Annotated in this window: 18 protein-coding genes; 11 read left to right on the top strand and 7 right to left on the bottom strand. The window is 70.4% G+C overall.

Annotated features, from left to right (window positions below; translation table 11 throughout):
* The first annotated feature begins 4 nt into the window (after window positions 1-4).
* The gene (locus tag A5681_RS24130) at window positions 5-628 is read left to right on the top strand and encodes a TetR family transcriptional regulator (RefSeq protein WP_067281710.1); all 624 of its coding nucleotides are present in this window, start codon (window positions 5-7) and stop codon (window positions 626-628) included.
* Here the strand turns inward: A5681_RS24130 and A5681_RS24125 are convergent.
* From A5681_RS24125 to A5681_RS24110, 4 genes are all read right to left on the bottom strand, one after another.
* Window positions 594-809, bottom strand: coding sequence for a Trm112 family protein (locus tag A5681_RS24125; RefSeq protein ID WP_067281874.1), 216 nt, complete (start codon window positions 807-809; stop codon window positions 594-596). The genes A5681_RS24130 and A5681_RS24125 overlap by 35 nt on opposite strands.
* Window positions 802-3,789: an acyl-CoA synthetase gene (locus A5681_RS24120; RefSeq protein WP_067281877.1), complete on the bottom strand. Its 2,988-nt coding sequence runs from the start codon at window positions 3,787-3,789 to the stop codon at window positions 802-804. Before A5681_RS24120 ends, A5681_RS24125 begins: the two co-directional genes overlap by 8 nt.
* Window positions 3,790-3,875: 86 nt before the next feature.
* Window positions 3,876-4,280, bottom strand: coding sequence for a DUF4189 domain-containing protein (locus A5681_RS24115; protein WP_082968520.1), 405 nt, complete (start codon window positions 4,278-4,280; stop codon window positions 3,876-3,878).
* A 108-nt stretch (window positions 4,281-4,388) separates the two neighbouring features.
* Window positions 4,389-4,628 (bottom strand): hypothetical protein, encoded by a 240-nt coding sequence (locus A5681_RS24110; protein WP_067281705.1) that lies wholly within the window; start codon window positions 4,626-4,628, stop codon window positions 4,389-4,391.
* Between the two features lie 209 nt (window positions 4,629-4,837).
* Here A5681_RS24110 and A5681_RS24105 point away from each other — a divergent pair, with 209 nt between their 5' ends.
* On the top strand, window positions 4,838-5,527 hold the full coding sequence (locus A5681_RS24105; protein WP_231996405.1) for an MspA family porin: 690 nt from the start codon (window positions 4,838-4,840) through the stop codon (window positions 5,525-5,527).
* 7 nt (window positions 5,528-5,534) lie between these two features.
* Here the strand turns inward: A5681_RS24105 and A5681_RS24100 are convergent, their stop codons facing one another.
* On the bottom strand, window positions 5,535-6,986 hold the full coding sequence (locus tag A5681_RS24100; protein ID WP_067281702.1) for an HNH endonuclease signature motif containing protein: 1,452 nt from the start codon (window positions 6,984-6,986) through the stop codon (window positions 5,535-5,537).
* Window positions 6,987-7,426: 440 nt separating this feature from the next.
* Here A5681_RS24100 and A5681_RS24095 point away from each other — a divergent pair, with 440 nt between their 5' ends.
* From A5681_RS24095 to A5681_RS24055, 9 genes are all read left to right on the top strand, one after another.
* Window positions 7,427-7,906, top strand: a complete 480-nt coding sequence (locus tag A5681_RS24095; protein ID WP_067281698.1) for a hypothetical protein — start codon at window positions 7,427-7,429, stop codon at window positions 7,904-7,906.
* 5 nt (window positions 7,907-7,911) lie between these two features.
* The gene (locus tag A5681_RS24090; protein ID WP_067281695.1) at window positions 7,912-8,658 is read left to right on the top strand and encodes a gluconate 2-dehydrogenase subunit 3 family protein; all 747 of its coding nucleotides are present in this window, start codon (window positions 7,912-7,914) and stop codon (window positions 8,656-8,658) included.
* Window positions 8,658-10,364, top strand: a complete 1,707-nt coding sequence (locus A5681_RS24085) for a GMC family oxidoreductase (RefSeq protein WP_067281690.1) — start codon at window positions 8,658-8,660, stop codon at window positions 10,362-10,364. Before A5681_RS24090 ends, A5681_RS24085 begins: the two co-directional genes overlap by 1 nt.
* A complete protein-coding gene (locus tag A5681_RS24080; protein ID WP_067281687.1) occupies window positions 10,357-12,150 on the top strand; it encodes a glycoside hydrolase family 15 protein in 1,794 nt (597 codons plus the stop codon). Before A5681_RS24085 ends, A5681_RS24080 begins: the two co-directional genes overlap by 8 nt.
* A gap of 28 nt (window positions 12,151-12,178) precedes the next feature.
* Entirely contained in the window at window positions 12,179-13,195 is a 1,017-nt protein-coding gene (locus tag A5681_RS24075; protein WP_082968519.1) for an SDR family oxidoreductase, read from the top strand.
* Complete coding sequence (locus A5681_RS24070) at window positions 13,192-14,298, top strand: enolase C-terminal domain-like protein (RefSeq protein ID WP_067281869.1); 1,107 nt, start codon at window positions 13,192-13,194, stop codon at window positions 14,296-14,298. The genes A5681_RS24075 and A5681_RS24070 overlap by 4 nt, the downstream gene beginning before the upstream one ends.
* A gap of 75 nt (window positions 14,299-14,373) precedes the next feature.
* On the top strand, window positions 14,374-15,093 hold the full coding sequence (locus A5681_RS24065) for a PAS and ANTAR domain-containing protein (RefSeq protein ID WP_067281680.1): 720 nt from the start codon (window positions 14,374-14,376) through the stop codon (window positions 15,091-15,093).
* Window positions 15,094-15,112: 19 nt separating this feature from the next.
* The gene (locus tag A5681_RS24060) at window positions 15,113-16,888 is read left to right on the top strand and encodes an ABC-F family ATP-binding cassette domain-containing protein (RefSeq protein WP_067281675.1); all 1,776 of its coding nucleotides are present in this window, start codon (window positions 15,113-15,115) and stop codon (window positions 16,886-16,888) included.
* Window positions 16,889-16,893: 5 nt separating this feature from the next.
* On the top strand, window positions 16,894-18,219 hold the full coding sequence (locus A5681_RS24055; RefSeq protein WP_156738134.1) for a cytochrome P450: 1,326 nt from the start codon (window positions 16,894-16,896) through the stop codon (window positions 18,217-18,219).
* 13 nt (window positions 18,220-18,232) lie between these two features.
* On the opposite strand, the gene A5681_RS24050 is transcribed toward A5681_RS24055, so the two are convergent.
* Window positions 18,233-19,294, bottom strand: coding sequence for a type III polyketide synthase (locus A5681_RS24050; RefSeq protein WP_067281666.1), 1,062 nt, complete (start codon window positions 19,292-19,294; stop codon window positions 18,233-18,235).
* A gap of 127 nt (window positions 19,295-19,421) precedes the next feature.
* Complete coding sequence (locus A5681_RS24045) at window positions 19,422-22,451, bottom strand: type I polyketide synthase (RefSeq protein WP_067281662.1); 3,030 nt, start codon at window positions 22,449-22,451, stop codon at window positions 19,422-19,424.

The following is a 22,451-nucleotide window of genomic DNA, read 5'->3' as shown; positions in this document are numbered from 1 at the left end:
CCCGGTGGCGACCACCAACAGCCGGGGCCGGCGGCCCGGTCGGCCGGCCGGCACCTCCGACAGCCGTGAGCGGATCCTCTCCAGCGCTCGAGAGTTGTTTGCCCGCAACGGTATTCGCGATACCTCGATCCGCGCGGTGGCGGCGGCGGCCGGGGTGGACTCCGCCCTGGTGCACCACTACTTCGGAACCAAGGAAAAGCTCTTCGCCGCCGCCGTGCACATCCCGATCGATCCGATGGAGGTGATCGGCCGGCTGCGCGAGGTGCCGGTCGACGAACTCGGCCACACGCTGCCGTCGATGTTGTTGCCGCTGTGGGATTCCGAGGTCGGTACGGCGTTCGTCGCCGCCCTGCGCTCCATCATCGCCGGCAGCGAGGTCAATCTGTTCCGCACCTTCATCCAGGACGTGATCGCGGTGGAAGTGGGCCCGCGCGTTGACAATCCACCCGGCAGCGGACACCTCCGCGTCCAATTCGTCGCATCCCAACTGGTCGGCGTGGTGATGGCGCGCTACATCCTGAAGCTGGAGCCGTTCGCTTCGTTGCCGGCCGAACAGGTCGCTTCGACCATCGCCCCCAACCTGCAGCGCTACCTCACCGGTGATCTGCCGGACGGCCTCGTGCCATGAGCCGGGCGTGCTCGTCGTCGTCGACGTCGCGGGCCTCGTCGACGAGCAGCACCGGGATGCCGTCCTCGATGCGGTAGGCGCGCCGCAGCCGCGGGTTGTACAACAACTTGTCGTCCACGAGCAGCAACGGACCCCGGTCGGCCGGGCACACCAGGATGCTCAGCAGCGAATCGTCAACCATCGGCACGCCCCTTCAGTTCGGATCGGATGCCGGGGGTCAGCTTCCGGAAGTGCTGGCCGTCGGCGTCGAAGTACCACACCTGGCGGCCCGGCTTGGGAATTCCCGCCGCGCGCAGGGCGCTGACGGTCGGACGGTAGGTCGCGCTCAGTGTCATCTCGGGGCAGACCTGGACGATGTCGGGCCCCACGCCGATCGGAATCTTGGCGACGGCGTCCGTCAGGTCGGCCGCCGTGATGCTGGCCCCGGGCAGCAGCGTCACCGCCGACACCGCGACCTCCCGGTCGCCCACCGGCACGTTGTAGGTCACCGCCAAATCGACACCGTTGATGCAGCCCAGCACGTTGGTGACCGGCTCGTCGAACACCAGGCCGCGCGCGGTGTGGACCACCGAGCCGCGCCTGCCGGCCAGCCAGTAGTCCCCGTCGTCGTCGCGGTAGAACAGGTACTCGGTGGAGATCCAGGTGTCGCCCGCGGCGAACACCCCCCGTTTGACCGACGCCGTCGGATCGATCGGACCGTTCGACGCGGCGAGCAGCACCCCGACCTGTTTCGGCTCGGCGACCTGGACGAAGCCGCGCTCGTTCTCCAGGATCAGGTCGTGCTCGGCGTCGTAGGCCGCCAGCTCGATACGCCCGGCGCCGGGCAGCGGACGCCCCTTGCTGCCGACCTTCGCGCCGGACACGTTGGCCAACACCGCTTGTCCGTCGGTGGTCGCGAAGAATTCGACGACGTGCGCGGGCGCGAACGCGTCGACGACCCGGCCCCACAGGCCCGTCGGCATACCGGACCCGATGAACAGCCGGACCGGGTGGTTGCCGTGCAGCACGAACGCGGGATCGTCGACGATCTCGCGCAGCATGGCCCAGGTGTAGGACACCACGGTGACGCCGTACTGCCGCACCTCCTGGACGAACCGGTCGCGGTCCAGGCCGCGGGACAGCGCGATGCGCGTGCCGCCGACCACCGCGCCGCCCAGGCTCACCAGCAACGCCGACTCGTGGTGCAGCGGGGTCAGGCAGTACACGGTGTCCCGGCGGTCCAGGGCGGCCGTCGACGCGGTCCCGAAGGCCGACACCGCCCAGCGGTAGTTGGTGATCTGCTTGGCGACCAGCTCGCCACCGGCCGCGCTGAACGCGATGAACGCCAGGTCGCGGGCCAATCCCGGGTTGGGCCGGTACCAGCCGGGCAGCTGGACGGCGTCCGGGTCGATCTGCTCCATGTCGATGACGTCGCTGTCGTCGGGCAGGTGCAGGTCGCGCGCCTCGCCGCCGCCGAGCACCAGCACCTGCCGCAGACCCTGGCGGTCCGACGCCAGCACCGCCTCGAGGTTGGTGGGGTCGGTCAGCAGCTCGGTCACCCCGCCGAGCCGGACCGACGCGGCCAGGTCGGCGTCCGGCCGCATCACGACGCCGATCGCGCCCAGGCGGGACAGGGCGGCGATGGCCACCAGCGCGCTGGGTCGCGTCTCCATCAGGACCCCGACCCGGTCGCCCTGCCGGACGCCCACCTCGATCAGGCCGCGGACGACGTTGTTGATGCGCCGGTTGACGGCCTCGTAGGTGTGCACCCGGCCGTCGAACAGCAGGAATTCGCCCTGCGGGGCGTCGTGCGCCTGTTCGTCGATGATGCGGCCCAGCGAGATGCGGGTGTGGTCGTTGATCTGCCCCAGCCGGACCAGGCGCGGCAGCGTGCGGGCCGTTTCGACGGCCAGGGTGCGCATCGACTTGTTGGCCGCGACCACCGTGTTGGCCGCGCCGCGCACCATGCCCAGCGCCGCCTCGGACACCTCCCCGAGGCCGTGCGTGATCCGGGAGCTCAGCGCGACCCCGCTGTCGGTGTGCTCGGCGGGCTGGTCGGCCATCAGGTCGATGCCCGACGGCTTGTCGCCGCCGGTGGACAACCACTTCACCCACGCCGCGACGGTCGGCCAACTCTGTTGCGCCGCTTTGGATCCCACGACCAGGCCGAAATGGCCTGTGCGAATGGTGGATTCGTAGACCTCGGCGTCCGGCGCCGCCCGGCGGATGCCCCGCACCGAGGCCGGCTGCCCGATGTCGTCCACCTCGCCGACGAAGGCCAGCACCGGGCAGGTGATGTCGGTGAGCGTGACCATCTGGCCGTTGACGGCGAAGCCGCCGGTCATCATCCGGTTGTGGGCGATGAATTGCTTGAGCAGCTCGGAGATCGCCGGGCCGGACCAGGCGATCCAGCCTTCGCGCTCGAGGAACCGGCGCTGCTGTTCGCGCGGGAGCAACGCCTCGCGGTCGTGCAGCTGGCGCACGAAGTCGACGCGCGCCTTGGCGGTCTTGAGCGGATCGAGCATCTGAAAGCCGGTGCGCGCCATCCAACTGGGGATGGCCAGCCGGCTGAAGACGTGGTCCGCCATGAAGTTGGCGGCGGGCGCGGCGAAGTTTGCCGGGATGCCCATCGGCAGGGCGGCCAGGGTGTCCACCGGCGAACCGAAGGTGACGATGCTGGCCAGGCTCTTCGAACGCCGGTACGCGGCGACCTGGTAACACCACATGCCGCCCTGCGAGTAGCCGACCAGGTGGATGTCGCTGCCGGTGACCTCCTTGACCGTGTCGATGGCCTGGCTGAGCGCGACGATGTGGTCGGCGAGGGTGCGGCGCATGCCGCCTTCCACCTTGTCGGGCTCGCCGAAGTCGATGACCCAGGGATCCAGCCCGTTGGCGTGCAGGATGCCCACCGCGCCCTCGTCGCGCGTGACGTCCCACATGTTCGCCGACATCATCATCGGGTGGACCATCAGCACCGGCGGACCGACCCGCGGCTTGTCGCGACGGCTGTCCGGCGGGAAGTAACGCCGGAGCTTGTACATCGGTACGCTCTCGACGATTTGCGACGGCGATGGGACGCTACCTGTTTCCAAGCCCCCCAGCCGGACGACCTCCAGCCCGTTCTGCGCCGTAGCGATCAGGCGCTCGACCGGTCGCGTGACAATCGACAAGTTGAGATCCACGGCCGCTCCCTTGTGTCTTGACAGCTCCGACATCATGGCACATCGGCGGGCGCGACGGTCCTGGCCAGGCGATTTGCTCCGGGCGGTCAACCGTTGCAGTCGTGCAGGTCCACTTTGGACCCCGGACCCGCACCGTCGAGCGCCGCCGCGTCGGCCGCGTCGAGGGTGAGTGCGACCCGCGCCGCCAGCGCGTTGCCGTCCCCGCCTTCCGCGATCGACAGGCACCCCAGCCCGGACGTGAGTACCTGGCAGTCGTTGGTCTTGCCCATGACGTCGCACCACAGGACGGCGGCGTCCTCGGCCTGCTGCCGGGTGCGGTAGTTGAGGCGGATGGCTTCCTCTCCGGTCGAGGGCGACGCCGCGATCGCACCCCAGCAGCCGGGCCGGCAGTAGAAGTCGATGTCGGCGTGGGCCACCGGGGCCGCCGTTTGCCATCCGGCGGCGAGAAGGGCGCTCACCACCGCCGCCGGCCCGGCCGTCCTATTGGGCATGATTCAGCGTTGCGGCCATTGCTTTCAGCGAGATGGGAACCGGCCATGAGGCCGATTAGAAGGGCGGTCTATTCGGCGGCCGGGCGGGCCTGCCGATCGGCGATCCGCCTAATGGCACCGCGCGAATCGGTTCTCGCAATACATGCCGACGGCATTCGAATCCACCGTGGGACCGTTTTCGTCCCCGGGAGCCGGATTCAGCGCCGGGGTGGACGTGATGAGCTGATTGAGCACGTTCGGTCCCGTCGGGTCTCCGGAATCCGCTTGCGCTACGCCGGTGCCCCCCGTGAGCGCCAGGACGGTCACCGCCCCGGCCAACAATCCCCGAGCGCGCAGGTGGGTTTTCATCGCCGCCCTTTCTGTCGCCGGGACACTCGTCACCTTACCGGTTTGGCAAACGAAGCGGGGGCGGAATCGTCCTTCGCGCCGGCGTTCGCCACCGGTCATCCCCAGAGTTCCGGACCGATGTTCCATAACGGTCACGAACGCAAAACGACTTCGGCCGGTCGGCCAGCAAATTTCGGGACCGCAATCGGGCCGCGCTTACCGTATCGCTCGTGTGGCCGGTAGCCGTCATCGTCCGTCGCGCTGCGATTCTCGCGCTGTGCGTCGTCACGGCAGTGACCTCGGCGCCGCCCACTGCCGCCGATCCCGACGCTGAAAACGCAGCGGCCACGGCGGGAGCACCGGATGACGGGCGAGTGCCGTCGTCCGACCCGGTGACCTTCACGACGCCCGAGGGCTGGACCCTTACCCTCGGGGCGAGGGACGAGTCGCAGGTTCCCGTCGCGCCGCTGACCACCGCGGTGTCGTCCCGCGAATACCTGTCTCGCGGAACGTTCGCCGGTTCGCTGGAGGGACTCGAACAACCTCACGGCGTGCTCGAGGTGGGTTATGAGATCGGCTGCGGAATCGACATGAGCACCTCCAACGGCGTCACCATGGCGGGCAGCGCCGGCCTCAACCCGGGCGTTGGCTTCCCGTTGGCGGGCGGTCTTATCCCCTTGGTTACCGCGCCGATAAACGGCGTGATCACAGTGGGCCTCAAGCCCGGCGTGGTGCTCGTCGTGCCGGTCGTCAGGAAGGACTTCAAGGGCCCGAACCCGCGGGTCATCGTCACCGGCTTTCACGTCAAGATCGACGGATGCGTGGGGCAGTCGTTCATCCGTTCTTACGCGACCCTGACTCAGGTGACGGACGAATCCGACGTGGTGCTGTCCTACGTGGGCGTCACCAAGTCCGTCTGATCCGCGATTAGAAGGGCGGTGGGTCCTCGTCGGGTGGCGCGGGGCCGGTGGGTGCCGGGCTGGTCGGCACCGCGGGTTGGGCGGCGCGGCGGGCTTGGCGGTTGCGGTGGCGTTCGGTGGCGATGCGCTGGGCCCGACTTTGGGCGCGGGTACGGGTGCGCAGCGGCATCATCGCGGTGCGCTCACCACAGCGCTCGACGGGTGTAGGGGCCGGGACGTCACCGGTGGGCGCGCACAGGCCGGGGAACAGCAGCGCGCTGCCCGGGGTGGTGACGTAGGTGTGCCCGTCGGGCAGCCGCCAGATCAAGGTGCCGTCGGGTAACTGTTCGTCGCGCCAGCCCCAGAACGTTTTGAGCAAATGATGTTGGCGGCACAGGCATTTCAGGTTCGACGGATGCGTCGCGCCGCCCTCGGAGTACGGGATCGTGTGGTCGATGTCGCAGTCGACGGCCGGGCGATCACACCCCGGCGCCCGGCACGTCAGATCCCGGCACCGCACGAAATCGGCCAGCCTGCAAGAAGGGGTGTAGCGCGGCTCGGCCTCGCCCGGGGCGCCCAAGGGCACCAGCTTGGCCGAGCCCGCCAACTCGGCGATCACCTCGGCGGGAAGGAGTCCCTCGAAACCGGGCAGGACGCCGGGGGCCGCTCCGCGGCCGGCGACCGTGGCCTGCTCGGCGACGACGTGAATCACCACAGCGCTCGGGATCCGCTCGGCGGCCGCACATTCGGGTGTTCCGCATTGGCACCGCAATCGCTCCGCCCCGGCGGCCAGCGCCCCGAGCGCGTCGGCGCGCCGCTGCCGGTGGTTGCGCGGATCGGCGTCACATACGCTGCGCGCCAACTCATCGAGCCGCCGATCCAGGGCATGCCCGTCGGCGCCGAACACGCTGCCCGTCAACCACGCCATCCCCGACTCGTTGGACTGCACATCCACGAACCGATCGCTGATCGCCTGCTTGGCCCGGCGCACCGCATCGGCATCCACCAGCGCCACCACGCGATCCACCGCCGCGCTCAACCCGCCCCGGGTCAGCGATGGGCGCCGTGACAGCAGGGCCGCAAGCCGCGCATCCACCCGCACCAACACCTCGTTGTCGGTGATCAAGTCGGTGCGGAACACGATCGTCTGGAACGCGCGATAGTCGATGTCGCCGGCGAGGAAAGCCTTGCCGACCTGCGGCAACCGCTCGCGCATCGCCATCGCGTACCGCAGATAGCTATGGGCCATCGCCACACTGCAACCCAGTGCCGCACCGACCTGCGCGGCGACCGCGTCCCACGCGTCGGCCGCCCAGTCCGCCCGCTCCCCCGAGTCCCGGCAGCGCAGCACCAGCAGGTCCCCGATCGCCACCAAGCGTTCGGCGGCGGCTCGGGCCTCCGCGCGGCCCGCGTCACGCATCCGATCCAGCAGCGCCGCCGATTCCGGCGTCCACCGCGAGGCCAGCGAGTACTCGAACATGTGTTCGATGATAGTGGGACCCACCGACAAGTCGCGGCGAGCGCGACGGAGCGGGGATGAACACGCGCGGCGCGGGAGGCTCGAAGATTTTCGCGGGCCCAAACCCGACACCGAGCGGACTGTTTACGCCGACGGGAATCGGGTACGCACGGAATGCGCTTCGGTCACGACGCGCCGTCGGGACCACCTCGGTTGAAACACGCAGCTGGGCGCATGCCAGTTCTCTGGGCAGCCATCGCGAGCCTTCATCGCGCTGGCTGCCTGAGCGTGTTTCGTTTCAGGAGTGAGGTGACGCATGGGCGAGACGGCGGCAGGCATTCTTCGCGCGCGGCTCCCCGATCCCGCCAGTGCCTCGCAATGCATCCCGTATATCCGCATCGATCAGCGCGCGCAGCCGCTCGGCTGACTCACACGAACCAAATAGCGAGGAAGGGAACCCAATGTTGTTGTTAGACAAGGGTAGTCGACGCATGGGCGAGGCCGAACACCTCGCCGAGCGGGCGTTGTACAACGTCGCGCACGGTCGCTTCGAACGCTCGCTGTCCGGGCTGACGGCCATCGCGGCCGTCGTCACGACGGCGGAAATCTATTTCGAGCACTACAAAGCCAGCTTCGGCAACAAGTGGATGTGGAGCCCGATCGTGGTGACACCGCCGGTGGTGGTCGCCGGAATCGGCGGGGTCTTCTCACGACGCTGGGCCAAACTCTGGCTGCCGATCACCGCGGGCGTCTACACCGCCAACGGCCTGATGGGCGAATACCTGCACGCTCGCGGGGTCGCACGCAAGCCGGGCGGGTGGAAGAACGCCTCCTACAACGTGCCCATGGGGCCGCCGATCGCGGCTCCCGGGCTGATGTGCATGGTCGGGGCGATGGGGCTGCTGGCCTCGATCCTGCGGCGCGAGCGGTTCCGGGGCTGACCGCGATGGCCGACACCTCTCGCCCGGATCACCTGCCGAACCTGCGCGCGGATCGCAAGCCGCCCCACCCGTCGTGGCTGCCCAAGCAACGCCGCGGCGTCACACCCCAAATGATCGGCCGTTACCCGGATTTCGACGTGCTGGAAACGACCGACACGTGGGACGACGCCACCAAGAAGGTGGTGCTGGCCCGGCTGGAACCGCCCGGCCCGCTACGGTTCTTCACCGCCGAGGAGGAGCCGTGCCTGCGCGCGTTCTGTGACACGGTGCTGGCGCAGGACCGCGAGCCGCGCGTGCCGGTGCCCGAGTCGGTGGACTCCAAGCTCGCCGACGGGCGCCTCGACGGCTACCAGTACGCCGACATGCCCGACGACCGTGACACCTGGCGGCTGGTGTTGCGCGGGCTCGACGAGACCGCGTCCAGCCGGCACGGCAAGGCGTCGTTCGCCGACGCCGACGCCGACACCCGCGAAGCGATCATCGACCAATTCTCGCAGGGCGCGCTGCAGGGCGGCGACTGGGAACGCCTGAACGTCAAACGCGCCTGGTCGGTCTGCATGCGAATGGCGTTGTCCGGCTTCTACTCTCATCCGTGGGCGTGGAACGAGATCGGGTTCGGCGGGCCGGCCTATCCCCGCGGGTTCATGCGCCTGGGCGGCGCGACCGGCCCCGCGGCCGCCCGCGAACCGTTCGAGACCCGGGGCGCCACCGACGAGGACCCGGTCCGCGTGGTCGAGCGGGGCGAGCTGTGATGGGCGACCGACTCCGCGGGCTGCTGAGGGGGGCCATCGGGCCGAAGGACAACGAATCGCGGTTCCTGCTCGACGTGCATTCGCGCGACCTGCCCGGCGAAAAGACCATGCAGCGCTATCGCGACGACGACGAGGTCGACCTGGTGGTCGTCGGGGCGGGCGCCGGCGGATCGGTTCTGGCACAACGGCTGGCGCGTGCCGGCTGGCGGGTGGTGATCCTGGAGGCGGGCCCGTTCTGGCACCCGGACGAGGACTGGGTCTCCGACGAGGCGGGCTCCCACTCCCTGTACTGGACCCAGAAGCGCATCATCGGCGGTGAAGACCCAATCGAGTTGGGCAAGAACAACTCCGGGCGCGGGGTCGGCGGCTCGATGGTCCATTACGCCGGCTACACCCCGCGGTTTCATCCCAGCGACTTCCACACCTATACGCTCGACGGGGTCGGGGCGGACTGGCCGATCCGGTACGAGGACATCCGCCGCCACTACGAGCGCATCGAGCTCGAGTTGCCGGTGGCCGGCCAGAACTGGCCGTGGGGTTATCCCCACCGTTATTCCTTTTCGCCACACCCGATTTCGGGCGCGGCGGCCAAACTCTGGCGGGGGGCGATGCAGCTCGGCATCGAGATGCGAGTCGGGCCCGTCGGCATCGTCAACGGCACGTTCGGCAACCGCCCACACTGCATCTACCGCGGCTACTGCCTGCAGGGCTGCAAGGTCGCGGCCAAGGCCAGCCCGTTCGTCACCCACCTGCCCGATGCGCTGGCCCACGCGGTGGAGATCCGCGCCAACTGCATGGCCGCCCGCGTCGAACTCGACGAGACCGGCGCGGCCCGAGGGGTGGTCTACTACGACGAGGTCGGCGGCACCGAACGGCTGCAACGGGCAAAGGCCGTCGCGATAGCCGGGTACTCCATCGAAACGCCACGCCTGCTGCTGAACTCGGCGAACGAACGCTTCCCGAACGGGCTGGGCAACAACGACGACCAGGTCGGCCGCTACGTGATGGTCCAGGGCGCCACGCAATCGGCCGGCCGGTGGCCCGAAGAGGTCCGGATGTACAAGGCCCCGCCCCCCGAGGTGTCCTCGGAGCAGTTCTACGAGACGGACCCGTCGCGCGGATTCGCCCGCGGCTTCGCCATCCAGACCGTGTCGCCGCTGCCCATCGGATGGGCCGAACACGTACTGGCCGAAGGGCATTGGGGCCGGGCGTTGCGCGAATACATGCGCGACTACAACCACTGGGCCACCATCGGCGTGCTCAACGAGCTGTTGCCGCTGGCGGAAAACCGGGTCACGCTCGACGAAGAGACGGACCCGTACGGCCTGCCCGTGGCCCGATTCGACTACACGCTGTGCGACAACGACAAGGCCAACATGGCCTACTCCACCAAGGTGATCGGCGACATCCTGCACGCGGCCGGCGCCCAGGACGTGCTCACCATCCAGCGGTTCGCCCACCTCATCGGCGGCGCCCGGATGGGCACCCGCCCGGACAACTCGGTGGTGGACTCCGATCACCGGGTGTGGGGCGTGCCGAACCTGTTCCTCGCCGACGGATCGGTGTGCCCGACGCAGGGGTCGGCGAACCCGGCGCTGACCATCATGGCGCTGGCCTCGCGGCTCGCCGAACGGATGGCGGCCGGCAAGATCGGCACCGACGCCCCGGCGAACACCAGACCGGCGGAGGCGGGGGTCCGTGGCTGACCGCACGATCGACGTCGATGCGACGTTCTCGCCCCGGGTGTTACGCGAGTACGCGCTGCTGGCCGACGGCGAGCGGGGAGCCCTGATCGGGCCGCAGGGCGACGTCGCGTGGATGTGCGCGCCGCGCTGGCACTCCGACGCGGTGTTTTCCAACCTCATCGGCGGCGGCGGGATGTACGCGATCACCCCGACCGACGTGCGGCACGTGTGGGGCGGCTATTACGAGCCGGGCAGCCTGATCTGGCGCAATCGCTGGATCACCCGCGACGGCATCGTGGAATGCCGCGAGGCCCTTGCCTTCCCCGGCGACCCCGACCGGGTGGTGCTGCTGCGCCGCCTGATCGGCTGCCGCGGCACCGCGTGCGTGCGGGTGGTGCTGCAGCCGAGCGCCGCGTTCGGCCGTCACGGCCCCGGCGAGCCCAGCGTCGACGACGGGGTGTGGAGCGGTAAATCGGGCCCCTTGCGGTGGCGCTGGCTCGGCGGCTGCGACGTGCGTTCCGTCAAGGCGGCCCGCGGCCGCGGCGAGCTGCTCACCTGTGAGATCACCGTCGGCGAGGGCGGTCAGCACGACTTCGTGCTGGAGCTCTCCGAACGCTCGCTGCCCGACCGACCACCCGACCCCGACATCTCCTGGGACGCAACGGAGGCCGCGTGGCATCGCAGCATGCCCGAGCTGAGCTGCACGATCGCCCCCCGCGACGGACGCCACTCGTACGCCGTGCTGCGCGGGTTGACCAGCAGCGGCGGCGGGATGGTCGCCGCAGCGACGATGAGCCTGCCGGAACGCGCGCACACCAACCAGAATTACGACTACCGCTACGCGTGGATCCGCGACCAGGTGTACGCCGGCATCGCCGCCGAGACGGTCGGGGCGCACGAATTGCTGGACCGCGCGGTCGAATTCGTCGGGGCCCGGCTGCTCGAGCACGGGCCCGACCTCAGGCCGGCCTACACCGTGACCGGTGACAGCGTGCCCGGTGAGGAAGACCTTGACCTGCCCGGCTATCCCGGGGGCACCGACAAGGTGGGCAATTGGGTCAATCAGCAATTCCAGCTCGACGTCTTCGGGGAGGCGCTGCAACTGCTGGCCCGGGCGGGCAACGCCGGCCGGCTCGACGCCGAGGGCTGGCGCGCCGCGCAGACCGCCATCGGTGCGATCGAAAAGCGCTGGCGCGAACCGGATGCGGGCATCTGGGAGATCGACGACGAGCACTGGACACAGTCCCGCCTGGCGTGTGTGGCCGGGCTGCGCGCCATCGCCAAGGTGGCCGGCGGCGGCCCCGAGGTGGCCGCGTGCGCGTCGCTGGCCGACGCGATCCTGGCCGACACCGCCGCCGGCAGCCTGCACCCGCAGGGCGGCTACTGGCAGCGCAGCCCGCGGCTGCGCGGCACCGACGCGTCGCTGCTGCTGCCGCCCGTGCGCGGTGCCGTGCCCGTCGACGACCCGCGCACCCGGGCCACGCTGGACGCCGTGCGCGAGCAGCTCAGCGACGACGGATTCGTCTACCGCTTCCGGCACGACGAGCGAGACCTCGGCGACGCCGAGGGCGCGTTCCTGCTCTGCGGTTTCATGATGGCGCTCGCCGAACACCAACTGGGACATGACCATTGCGCGATGCGCTGGTTCGAACGCAACCGCGCCGCCTGCGGACCCCCAGGTTTGTTCTGCGAGGAATACGACGTCCGGCAGCGCCAGCTGCGCGGCAACCTTCCCCAGGCCTTCGCGCACGCGCTGCTGCTGGAATGCACGTCCACCCTCGCCGACGACGCCGTCCACCACGACTGACCGCCCGGAACGAAAGGAGATTCAGGCGATGACATCGACCACACAAACGGTGGTGATCACCGGAGCCAGCGCCGGCATCGGCCGCGCCACCGCCCAGATGTTCGGACAGCGCGGGGCGAACGTGGCCCTGCTCGCCCGCGGCGCGGCCGGGCTGGACGGCGCCGCGCGCGACGTCGAATCCGGTGGCGGCAAGGCGCTGGCCATCCCCACCGACGTCGCCGACCACGAGGCCGTCGTCGCCGCCGCCGACGAAGCCGAGGCCGCCTTCGGCCCGATCGACGTGTGGGTGAACGTCGCCTTCACGTCGGTCTTCGCGCCGTTCAGCGAGATCAGCGCCGAGGAGTTCAAGCGCGTCACCGACGTGTCCTACCTGGGCTACGTGCACGGCACCATGGCGGCGCTGGCCAAGATGCGGCCGCGGGATCACGGCACCATCGTCCAGGTCGGGTCCGCGCTGAGCCAACGGTCCATCCCGCTGCAGTCGGCGTATTGCGGCGCCAAGCACGCCATCAACGGGTTCACCGAATCGGTGCGCTGCGAACTGCTGCACGAGCACTCGAAGGTGCGGGTGACCGTCGTGCAGATGCCCGCGGTCAACACCCCGCAGTTCTCCTGGGTGCTGTCCCGGCTGCCCCGCCATCCCCAGCCGGTGCCCCCGATATACCAGCCCGAGGTCGCCGCCCGCGGTGTCCTCTACGCGGCGGATCACCCGGAGCGCAAACAATATTGGGTCGGCGATTCCACCATGGTGACCCTGCTGGCGCAGAAGTTCGTCGCACCGCTGCTGGACCGCTACCTCGGCCGCACCGGGTACGGCTCGCAGCAGACCGACGAGCGGGTCGGCCCGGGACGCCCCCACAACCTGTGGCATCCGCTCGACCAGGAGCCGGGCAGCGACCACGGCGCCCACGGCGGCTTCGACGACAAATCCCACACGATGAGCCCGCAACTGTGGGCGTCGCAGCACCCGGTGGTCAGCGGCACCGGCGCGCTCGGCGCCGCCGGGCTGGGCGCGTGGCTCGCGGCGCGGCGGCGGGCACGATGAACGTCGACGCACCCGTCGACGACGTGACCGCCCAGGTCTACGAAATCCCCACCGACGCACCGGAAGCCGATGGCACGCTGCCCTGGTCGTCGACCACGCTGGCGCTGGCCGAGGTCACCGCGGGCGGGCGGCGCGGGATCGGCTACACGTACGCCGACGGCGCCTGCGCCGCGTTGATCACCGGGAAACTCGCCGGAACGCTCACCGGGCGCAGCGCCCTGGACATCACCGGCGCATGGCAGGCGATGGTCAGGGCGATGCGCAACAACGGGCGGCCCGGGTTGGTGTCGTGCGCGATCTCGGCGATCGACACCGCCCTGTGGGACCTCAAGGGCAAGCTGCTCGGCCTGCCCGTCTGCCGGCTGCTCGGCATGGCGCACGACGCGGTGCCGATCTACGGCAGCGGCGGCTTCACCACCTACGACGAGCGGCAGACCCGCGCCCAACTGGAACGCTGGGTGGACGAGTGGAAGATCCCGCGGGTGAAGATCAAGATCGGCGAGTCCTGGGGGTCCGACGAGCGCCGTGACCTCGAGCGAATCGCCCTGTCGCGCAGCGTGATCGGGCCCGACGTGGAGCTCTACGTCGACGCCAACGGCGCCTACCGCCGCAAACAGGCGATCCGCGTGGCCCACGCGATGGCCGACCAGGACGTCACCTGGTTCGAAGAACCGGTCTCCTCCGACGACCTCGCCGGGCTGCGCGAAGTGCGCGACCAGGTGACCCCGGACGTCACCGCCGGCGAGTACGGCTACGACCTGGCCTACTTCGGCCGGATGCTCGGCGCCCAGGCGGTCGACTGCCTGCAGATCGACGTCACCCGCTGCGGCGGCATCACCGACTGGCTGCGCGCCGCGGCCGTGGCCGCCGCCCACAACGTCGACGTGTCCGGACACTGCGCACCCAACCTGCACGCCCACGTGGCGGCCGCCATCCCGAACCTGCGGCACCTCGAGTACTTCCACGACCACCACCGCATCGAGCACATGCTCTTCGACGGCGCCCTGCCCCCCGAGGGCGGCGCGTTGCGGCCGGATCAGCACCGGCCCGGGCTGGGCCTGGAATTCAAGCACGCCGACGCCGAGCCGTACCGGAAGGCCTGATCCGTGCATGGACCCGCGGGAAAGTGGGCATTGATATGCAAGGGACATAGTTACGGATCTGAAGGGCAGCGCGAGATGACCGTGAACTTCGAAGACGAGGCCGTCCGGCGGCGCGATGGGGAGCCCACCCGGGACGCGACCCCGGCGGAGGCGCTGATGTCCGACGTCGTGCAAGAGGAGGACCTGAGCGCGGTCGACTTGGTGTTGGGGCTGGGCGAACCGCAGCGCGTCGGCCGCTTCCGGTTCTTCATGGAGGGCGAGCGCTGGGAGTGGTCGGATGCCGTCGCGCGCATGCACGGCTACCGCCCGGGAGAAGTGCAGCCGAGCACCGAACTGCTGCTGAAACACAAGCATCCCGAAGACCGCGGGCATGTGGCCGCCGTCCTCGACCGGGTGATGCGGGGCAAGCCGTTCAGCAGCCGGCACCGCATCATCGACACCGGTGGCCGCACCCTGTGCGTCGTCGTCGCCGGCGACCGGATGCTCGACGACCACGGCACCGTGATCGGGACGTCCGGGTTCTACGTCGACGTCACCGACTCGCTGCAGACCGACATCAACAACGTGTTGTCGGCGGTGGCGGACGCCCGCGCCCGCATCGAGCAGGCCAAGGGCGTGCTGATGGCCGCCTACGACATCTCCCCCGAGCGGGCGTTCGACATCCTGGTCTGGCGGTCCCAGGAAACCAACCTGAAGCTGCGCGACCTCGCCAGCCGCTTCCTGGACGCGGTGGCCAGCAAGGCGTCGGCCGAGACCCAGAGCGAAGTCGACCGGGCGCTGCTGACCCTGGAGTAGCCGCAGTAGGGTCGGGCCAGTGGCGCACCTATTGGGAGCCGAGGCCGTCCGCCTCGAATATCCGACCCAGCTGGTATTCGATTCGGTCACGCTGGGCGTGAACGACGGGGCGCGCATCGGCATCGTCGGACGCAACGGCGACGGGAAGTCCAGCCTGTTGCGGTTGCTCACCGGTCAGCTGCTGCCCGACTCGGGCCGCGTGACCCGCCGCACCGGATTGCGAGTCGGCGCGCTCAGCCAGGCCGACACCCTGGACCCGGCGCACACCGTGGGCTGGACGCTGGTGGGCGAGGCGGCCGAACACCAATGGGCCGGTGACGCGCGGGTCCGCGACGTGGTCGGCGGTCTGGTCTCCGACATCGCTTGGGACGCAACGATATCCACGCTCAGCGGAGGCCAGCGCCGGCGGGTGCAGCTGGCGCGGCTGCTGGTCGGCGAGTGGGACGTCATCGCCCTCGACGAGCCCACCAACCACCTCGACATCGAGGGCATCACCTGGCTGGCCGACCATCTCAAACAGCGCTGGGCGCGCAACACCGGCGGGCTGCTGCTGGTGACGCACGACCGCTGGTTTCTCGACGAGGTCGCCACCACGACGTGGGAGGTGCACGACGGGATCGTGGAGCCGTTCGAGGGCGGCTACGCGGCCTACGTGCTGCAACGCGTCGAGCGGGACCGGCTGGCCGCCACCGCGGAGGCCAAGCGGCAGAACCTGATGCGCAAGGAGTTGGCCTGGCTGCGCCGCGGCGCCCCGGCGCGGACCTCCAAGCCGAAGTTCCGCATCGAGGCGGCCAACCAGCTGATCGCCGACGTGCCGCCGCTGCGCAACACCGTCGAGTTGGCCAAGCTGGCCACCGCCCGGCTCGGCAAAGACGTCATCGACCTGCTCGACGTTTCGGTGGCCTTTGGCGGCCGCCCGGTGCTGCGCGACGTCGAGTGGCGGATCGCGCCGGGCGAACGCACCGGCATCGTCGGCGCTAACGGCGCCGGAAAGTCGACGCTGCTGGGACTGATCGCCGGGACCATCACGCCGGACGCCGGCCGCGTCAAGCGCGGCAAGACCGTCCAGCTGGCCGTGCTCGACCAGCAGGGCGACGCCCTGGCCGGCCTCACCGACGACCGCATCGCCGACGTGCTGGGCCGGCTGCCCGGCGGCTACGAAGTCGAGGGCCGCGAGCAGACGCCGGCCCAGCTGCTGGAGCGGCTCGGCTTCGGACGCGGCCAGCTCTCGGCCCGCATCGGCGAACTCTCCGGCGGGCAGCGGCGGCGCCTGCAGCTGATGCTCACCCTGCTCTCCGAGCCGAACGTGTTGCTGCTCGACGAGCCGACCAACGACGTCGACACCGACATGCTCACCGCGATGGAGGACCTGCTCGACTCGTGGGCCGGGACCCTGATCGTCGTCTCGCACGACCGCTACCTGCTCGAACGGATCACCGATCAGCAGTACGCCATCCTCGACGGCCGGTTGCGGCACCTGCCCGGCGGCATCGACGAATACCTGCGGCTGGCGGCGCGCGAGCCCGGCGGGGCGGCGGAAGCCCGGCCGGCGGCCGCCGAGCCGCAAGGCATGTCCGGGGCGCGGCGCCGGGCCACCGAGAAGGAGCTGGCCGGGGTCGACCGCCAGCTCGCGCGGCTGGCCGACCGGATCGCCGACAAACACCGCGAACTCGCCGAGCACGACCAGTCGGACCACGTCGGCATCACGCGGCTCACCCGGGAATTGCGGGCGCTCGAGGACGAGGTCGCCGAGACGGAGGGCCGCTGGCTGGAGCTGTCGGAGGCGCTGGAATGACGCCGGTGCGGTACCGGCCGGGTGAGGCCCTGCTGGCGCTGTACCGGCGGCGCGGGCCGGTCATCAGTTCCGGCGTCGGCCGGCACGGTTACACCTACCTGCTGGGCGCCGAGGCGAACAAATTCGTGTTCGCCAACGCCGACGCCTTCAGCTGGCGGTTGACGTTCCAGAACCTCGCCATCGTCGACGGCCCCACCGCGCTGATCGTCAGCGACGGCGACGACCACCGGCGCCGGCGCAGCGTCGTGGCGCCCGGGCTGCGGCACCGCCAGATCCAGGACTACGTCGCCACCATGGTGTCCACCATCGACGCGGTGATCGACGGCTGGCGACCCGGGCAGCGGCTGGACATCTACTCGGAGTGCCGCTCCGCGGTACGGCGCAGCACCGCGGAGAGCCTGTTCGGCCCCCGCCTGGCCGCCCATTCGGACTTCCTGGGCGAACAGCTGCAGCCGCTGCTGGACCTGACTCATCAACTGCCGCAGGCGGTCGCGGTGCAACGGCGGCTCAACGCGCCGGGTTGGCGACGGGCGCTGGCGGCCCGGAAACGCATCGACGCCCTCGTCGACGAGCAGATCGCCGCCGCGCGCGCCGCGCCGCGGCCCGACGACCACATGCTGACGATGCTGATCAACGGTCGCGGCGACGAGGGATACGCCCTGAGCGACAACGAGATTCGCGACGCGGTCATCTCGCTGATCACCGCCGGCTACGAGACCACCAGCGGCGCGCTGGCGTGGGCGATCCACACGCTGCTGTCCGTGCCGGGCGCGTGGGACACCGCCGCCGGCGAAGTGGCGCGCGTCCTCGGCGGGCGGCCGCCCGGCGCGGGCGACCTGACCGCGCTGACCTACCTGGGCGGCGTCGTCCACGAAACCCTGCGGCTGTACCCGCCCGGGGTGATCTCGGCGCGCAAGGTGATCCGCGACATCTCCTTCCACGGCCACCGCATCCCGGCGGGCCGGCTGCTCATCTTCAGCCCGTACGTCACGCATCGCATCCCCGAGATATGGCCCCAGCCAACGCAATTCCGGCCGCAGCGGTGGGACGCCGACGCGCCGGACTACCGTAAGCCCGCGCCGCACGAATTCCTTCCGTTCAGCGGCGGGCTGCACCGCTGCATCGGCGCGGCCATGGCCACCACCGAGATGACCGTCATGCTGGCCCGGCTGCTCGCCAGGACCACGCTGCGGATGCCGCCCCAGCGCATCCGCGCGGTCAACCTTGCCGCGCTGTCCCCGAAGCCGGGGTTGCTCGTCGACGTCGTCGGCCTTCGTGGGGATCGCGAGCGCGGCGAAGCCGGGCGAAGCGGGTCGCCACCATCGACCTAACCGTGGGGGACGCCTAGCGCCAGCGCAATAGCACCAACTCGGCGCTGAATCCCGGTCCCATCGCGAGCATCAGGCCGGGACCCCCGCCGGGCGGCGGTTTGGCGATGGTGTCGCGCAAGATGTGCAGCACCGACGCCGACGACAGGTTCGCGACCTCGCCCAGCGAGCGCCAGGTCAGCTCGAGGGCATCCGGGGGCAGCTCGAGGCTGTTGCCGATCGCGGTGATCACCTTGGGGCCGCCGGGATGGGCCACCCACGCGCCCACGTCGTCCTTGGTCAGCCCGTGGGCGCTCAGGAATCGGCCGACGTCGTCGGCCAGGTAGCGGTCGATGAAGTTGGTCAGCTCGGGCGACATCACCAGGTGCAGGCCGGCCGAGCTCACGTTCCAGGCCATGATGTGCAGCGATTCGGGGTACAGGCGGCTGCGGGAATCGATGATGTCGGGCCCGCTCGGGCTCATCCGCTCGGCGCGACGATCGCCCACGGCGACCACGGCGGCGGCCCCATCGCCGAACATGGCGGTGCCCACCAGACCCGACACCGTCGGCTTGACCGCCGGGAAGGTGAGCGAGCACAGCTCGACCGACACCAAGACGGCGACGCCGTCCGGCGCGCCGCGCAGGTAGTCGTGCAGCCGGCCCACCCCCGCCGCCCCGGCCGCGCAGCCCAGCCCGAACAGCGGCACCCGGCGCACATCCGGGCGCAGGCCGAGCCGTCCGGCGATCCGCGCGTCGAGGGACGGCACCGCCACTCCGGTGACCGTGGTGGTGGCGATCATGTCGATGTCCTGCGGCCGCAGGCCGGCCTCCTCGAGCGCGCCCAGCAGCGCTTCGCAACCGAGTGCGACGGCGTGTTCGATGAAGACCTCGTTCGCCTCACCGAAATCGGTCAGCGACGCGTACCGCTCCAGCGGCAGAACCAGGTGGCGGCTGTTGACCTTGGCGGCGGCGTGCAACCGCCGCACGATCTCCTCGTGTTCGCGCAATGCGGGGAATTCGACGAGCTGGTCGGTGATTTCGGCCTGGCTGTAACGATGCGGCGGCAACGCTCCGAATACGCCCGCGATGACGCTCATGCCCAACCCTTTTGCTTGCAGCCCCGCTCGAATGGGCCTTTCGCCAATTTCCGAAGTTTATGCGGTTGCCGGTAATTCGGCAAAACTTTGAAGTATTTGACATGTGTCTTATTACGCCAAAAATTATTCATTCGGAGTCCTGGTTTTTCAGCGCCATCGCGATCAGGGCGTCGGGGCTCAGCTCGTCGATCGGGTCGGTGACCGATTCGGCGACAACGTTTTCCGCGCCGCCGGCGAGGAGGAGAAGTTTGTCGAGCAATCCGGTTCTGCGTAGCTCGGCGAGGGGAATCCCGCGCAGGGCAGACCACACCCTTTCGTCGTCCGATTCCTGTCCCGGCCCGCGAAATAGCTGCTGAAGCAGGTGGTCGGCCAGCGCGGCCGGAGTGGGATAGTCGAAAATCAGCGTCCGCGAGAGCGCCAGCCCGGTCGCCGTCGTCAGCCTGTTGCGCAGTTCGACGCCGGTCATCGAGTCGAAGCCGAGGTCGGCGAAGGCGCGGTCGCGATCGATGGCCCGCCCGTCGGGATGTCCCGCGACGGCGGCGGCGTGCTCGCAGACCACTTCGGCCAGTCGCCGCTGTTGTTCCGCAAGGGACAGGGCGTGCAACTGCTCGGCCAGATCCGGGGAGCGCGTTACGTTGGGGGGCAGCGCATCCCGCGCTCCGCCCAGCCAGAATCGTTGGCGGGCAAAGCCATACGTCGGCAGGTCGACGCGGCCGCCCCCGGAGCCGGCCAACACCGCCGGCCAGCCAACGGACACCCCGGCGGTGAACAGCCGACCGGCCGCCGTCAGCAGCGACGCGACCTCGGGAGCCTCCTTGGGCAGCGTGGTCACCACGATCGGCCCCTCGGTGGTCAGCGACTGGTCCACCGCCGCACTCAAGCCGCCGCCCGGGCCCATCTCCGCGAACGCCGTCACGCCGAGGGCCTCGGCGGCGCGCACGCCATCCAGGAGCCGCACCGGCCGGCGCACGTGCTCCACCCAGTGCCGCGCGGACCCGTACCCTGGGCCGGCAGGCTCCCCGGACACGTTGGAAATCAGGCACATTCGCGGCTGCCGCGGCTGGATGTCGGCGATCCGCCGGGCGAACTCGTCGAGCATCGGTTCCATCAGCGCCGAATGGAACGCGTGCGAGACCGCCAACCGGTGCGTCCGCCGGCCGCTGTCCCCCAGCCGATCCGCCAGGGCGGCCACCCGGGCACGTTCGCCCGACAGGACCACCGCGTTGGGGCCGTTGACCGCCGCGATGTCGACACCCTCGCTCAGCATCGGCGCGACCTCGGCCTCGCCGGCGCTCACCGCCACCATCACCCCGTCCCCGGGCAGCGCCGCCATCAGCCGCCCACGCGCCGCCACGATGCGCGCCGCGTCGCCCAGCGACAACACGCCCGCCACATGCGCCGCCGCGATCTCACCGACTGAATGGCCCAGCACCACATCGGGCGTCACCCCCCAGGACCGCCAGAGCGCGGCCAGGGCGACCTCGAGCGCGAACAGGGCCGGCTGCGCGAACTCGGTGTCCTGCAACAGCTGCGCGTCGGCGCCCCACATCACGTCGCGCAGCGGCGACCCCAGGTGAGGGTCGATCGCGGCCACGGCCTCGTCGAAGGCGCGCGCGAAGGGCGGGAATCGTCGGTGGAGTTCACGGCCCATGCCCAGCCATTGCGAGCCCTGGCCGGGGAACACGAAGGCCGTCTTTGCCGCGGACCCGGCGCGGCCGGCGACCACACCGGGGTCCGGCCCGCCGGCAGCGAGCGCCGATGCGCCGCGTGTCAACGCCGCGGCGTCCCCGCCGACCAGCACCGCCCGGTGCTCGAAGACCGAGCGGGTCGTCGCCAGCGACCACGCCACGTCCGCCGCGCTCGGCCCTGCGTCGGCGACCCACGCCGACAGGCGGCGCGCCTGGTTGGCCAGGGCGACCTCCGAGCGCGCCGACAGCACCCAGGCGAGCGGCGTCTCGACGTTTGCGGGCGTATCCGGTTGCGGCGGCGCCTGTTCCACGACGACGTGCGCGTTGGTGCCGCCCATCCCGAAGGACGAGACCCCGGCGCGGCGCGGGCGCCCCGCCGCCGGCCAGGGCAGCGCGGCGGTGTCCACCCGCAGCCCCGCGTGTTCGCTGTCCGAGTAGTTGAGGCTGGCCGGCAGCACCGAATACCGCACGGCCAGAACGGCTTTGAGCAGTCCCGCTATTCCGGCCGCGGCGCCGGCGTGGCCGATGTTGGTCTTGACCGAGCCCACGTGCAGCGGGCGCTCGCGCCCGCCGAACACCTCGCCCAGCGCCCGGGCCTCCACCGCGTCGCCAACCTTGGTGCCGGTGCCGTGGGCCTCGACGTAGTCGATGTCGCCGCTGTCCAGGCCGGCGGCGGCGAGCGCCCGCCGGATCACGTCCGCCTCGCCGGGGACAGAGGGCACGGTCTGACCGGCGGCGGTGTGCCCGGCGTTACCCACGGCGCTCCCCCGGATCACCGCGTGAACGCGGTCCCCGTCGCGCAGGGCCGCCGGCAACGGCTTCAGCAGGACCAGGCCGCCGCCCTCGCCGCGCACGTAGCCGTCCGCCCGCCGATCGAACGCGAAGGTGTGACCCGAGGTCGACAGCGCGCCGAATTCGCGCTCCAGCATTGCGGTTTCGTCGGCCAGGTTGAGGTGAACCCCGCCGGCGATCGCCAGTGCCGACTCGCCGGAGCGCAGGCCTTCGCAGGCGAGGTGCACGGCAAGCAGCGAGGACGATTGGCCGGAGTCGACGGTCAAGCTGGGTCCGCGAAGACCGAAGGCGTACGAGACCCGGTTGGCGATCATCCCCCGGCTGATGCCGGCGAACGAGTGGTGGTCGAGGTTGTCGGCGATGTCGCGCAGCGTGAGGACCCCGTAGTCGTCGCCCATCGCCCCGACATACACCGAAACAGCTTCTCCGCGAACCGTTTCGGGCACCACGAACGCGTCCTCGAAGGCTTCCCAGGTCAGTTCGAGGGCCAATCGCTGGCGGGGATCCATCGCGCACGCCTCGCGCGGCGACAGGTTGAAGAAGTCGGCGTCGAACTCCGCGACGTCGCCGGGCAACCGCGCCGCTTCCCGGCCGCCGCTGATCAGGTCCCAGAACTCGCGGGGGCTCGCCGCGCCGGGTAATCTGCACGCCAGGCCGATGACTGCGACGTCCGTCAT

It is taken from the genome of Mycobacterium scrofulaceum, from assembly GCF_001667885.1.
GTDB classification, from domain to species: Bacteria; Actinomycetota; Actinomycetes; order Mycobacteriales; family Mycobacteriaceae; genus Mycobacterium; species Mycobacterium scrofulaceum_C.
The sequence above is the reverse complement of the archived record's forward strand: the minus strand, read 5'-3'. Positions and strand labels throughout refer to the sequence as shown.

Excerpts from the sequence above, each read along its gene's own strand:
- A5681_RS24115 (WP_082968520.1), bottom strand. The coding sequence starts at position 4,280 with ATGCCCAATAGGACGGCCGGGCCGGCGGCGGTGGTGAGCGCCCTTCTC.
- A5681_RS24070 (WP_067281869.1), top strand. The coding sequence starts at position 13,192 with ATGAACGTCGACGCACCCGTCGACGACGTGACCGCCCAGGTCTACGAA.
- A5681_RS24095 (WP_067281698.1), top strand. The coding sequence starts at position 7,427 with ATGTTGTTGTTAGACAAGGGTAGTCGACGCATGGGCGAGGCCGAACAC.
- A5681_RS24045 (WP_067281662.1), bottom strand. The coding sequence starts at position 22,451 with ATGACGGACGTCGCAGTCATCGGCCTGGCGTGCAGATTACCCGGCGCG.
- A5681_RS24110 (WP_067281705.1), bottom strand. The coding sequence starts at position 4,628 with ATGAAAACCCACCTGCGCGCTCGGGGATTGTTGGCCGGGGCGGTGACC.
- A5681_RS24125 (WP_067281874.1), bottom strand. The coding sequence starts at position 809 with ATGGTTGACGATTCGCTGCTGAGCATCCTGGTGTGCCCGGCCGACCGG.
- A5681_RS24075 (WP_082968519.1), top strand. The coding sequence starts at position 12,179 with ATGACATCGACCACACAAACGGTGGTGATCACCGGAGCCAGCGCCGGC.
- A5681_RS24065 (WP_067281680.1), top strand. The coding sequence starts at position 14,374 with ATGACCGTGAACTTCGAAGACGAGGCCGTCCGGCGGCGCGATGGGGAG.
- A5681_RS24090 (WP_067281695.1), top strand. The coding sequence starts at position 7,912 with ATGGCCGACACCTCTCGCCCGGATCACCTGCCGAACCTGCGCGCGGAT.
- A5681_RS24050 (WP_067281666.1), bottom strand. The coding sequence starts at position 19,294 with ATGAGCGTCATCGCGGGCGTATTCGGAGCGTTGCCGCCGCATCGTTAC.
- A5681_RS24085 (WP_067281690.1), top strand. The coding sequence starts at position 8,658 with ATGGGCGACCGACTCCGCGGGCTGCTGAGGGGGGCCATCGGGCCGAAG.
- A5681_RS24100 (WP_067281702.1), bottom strand. The coding sequence starts at position 6,986 with ATGTTCGAGTACTCGCTGGCCTCGCGGTGGACGCCGGAATCGGCGGCG.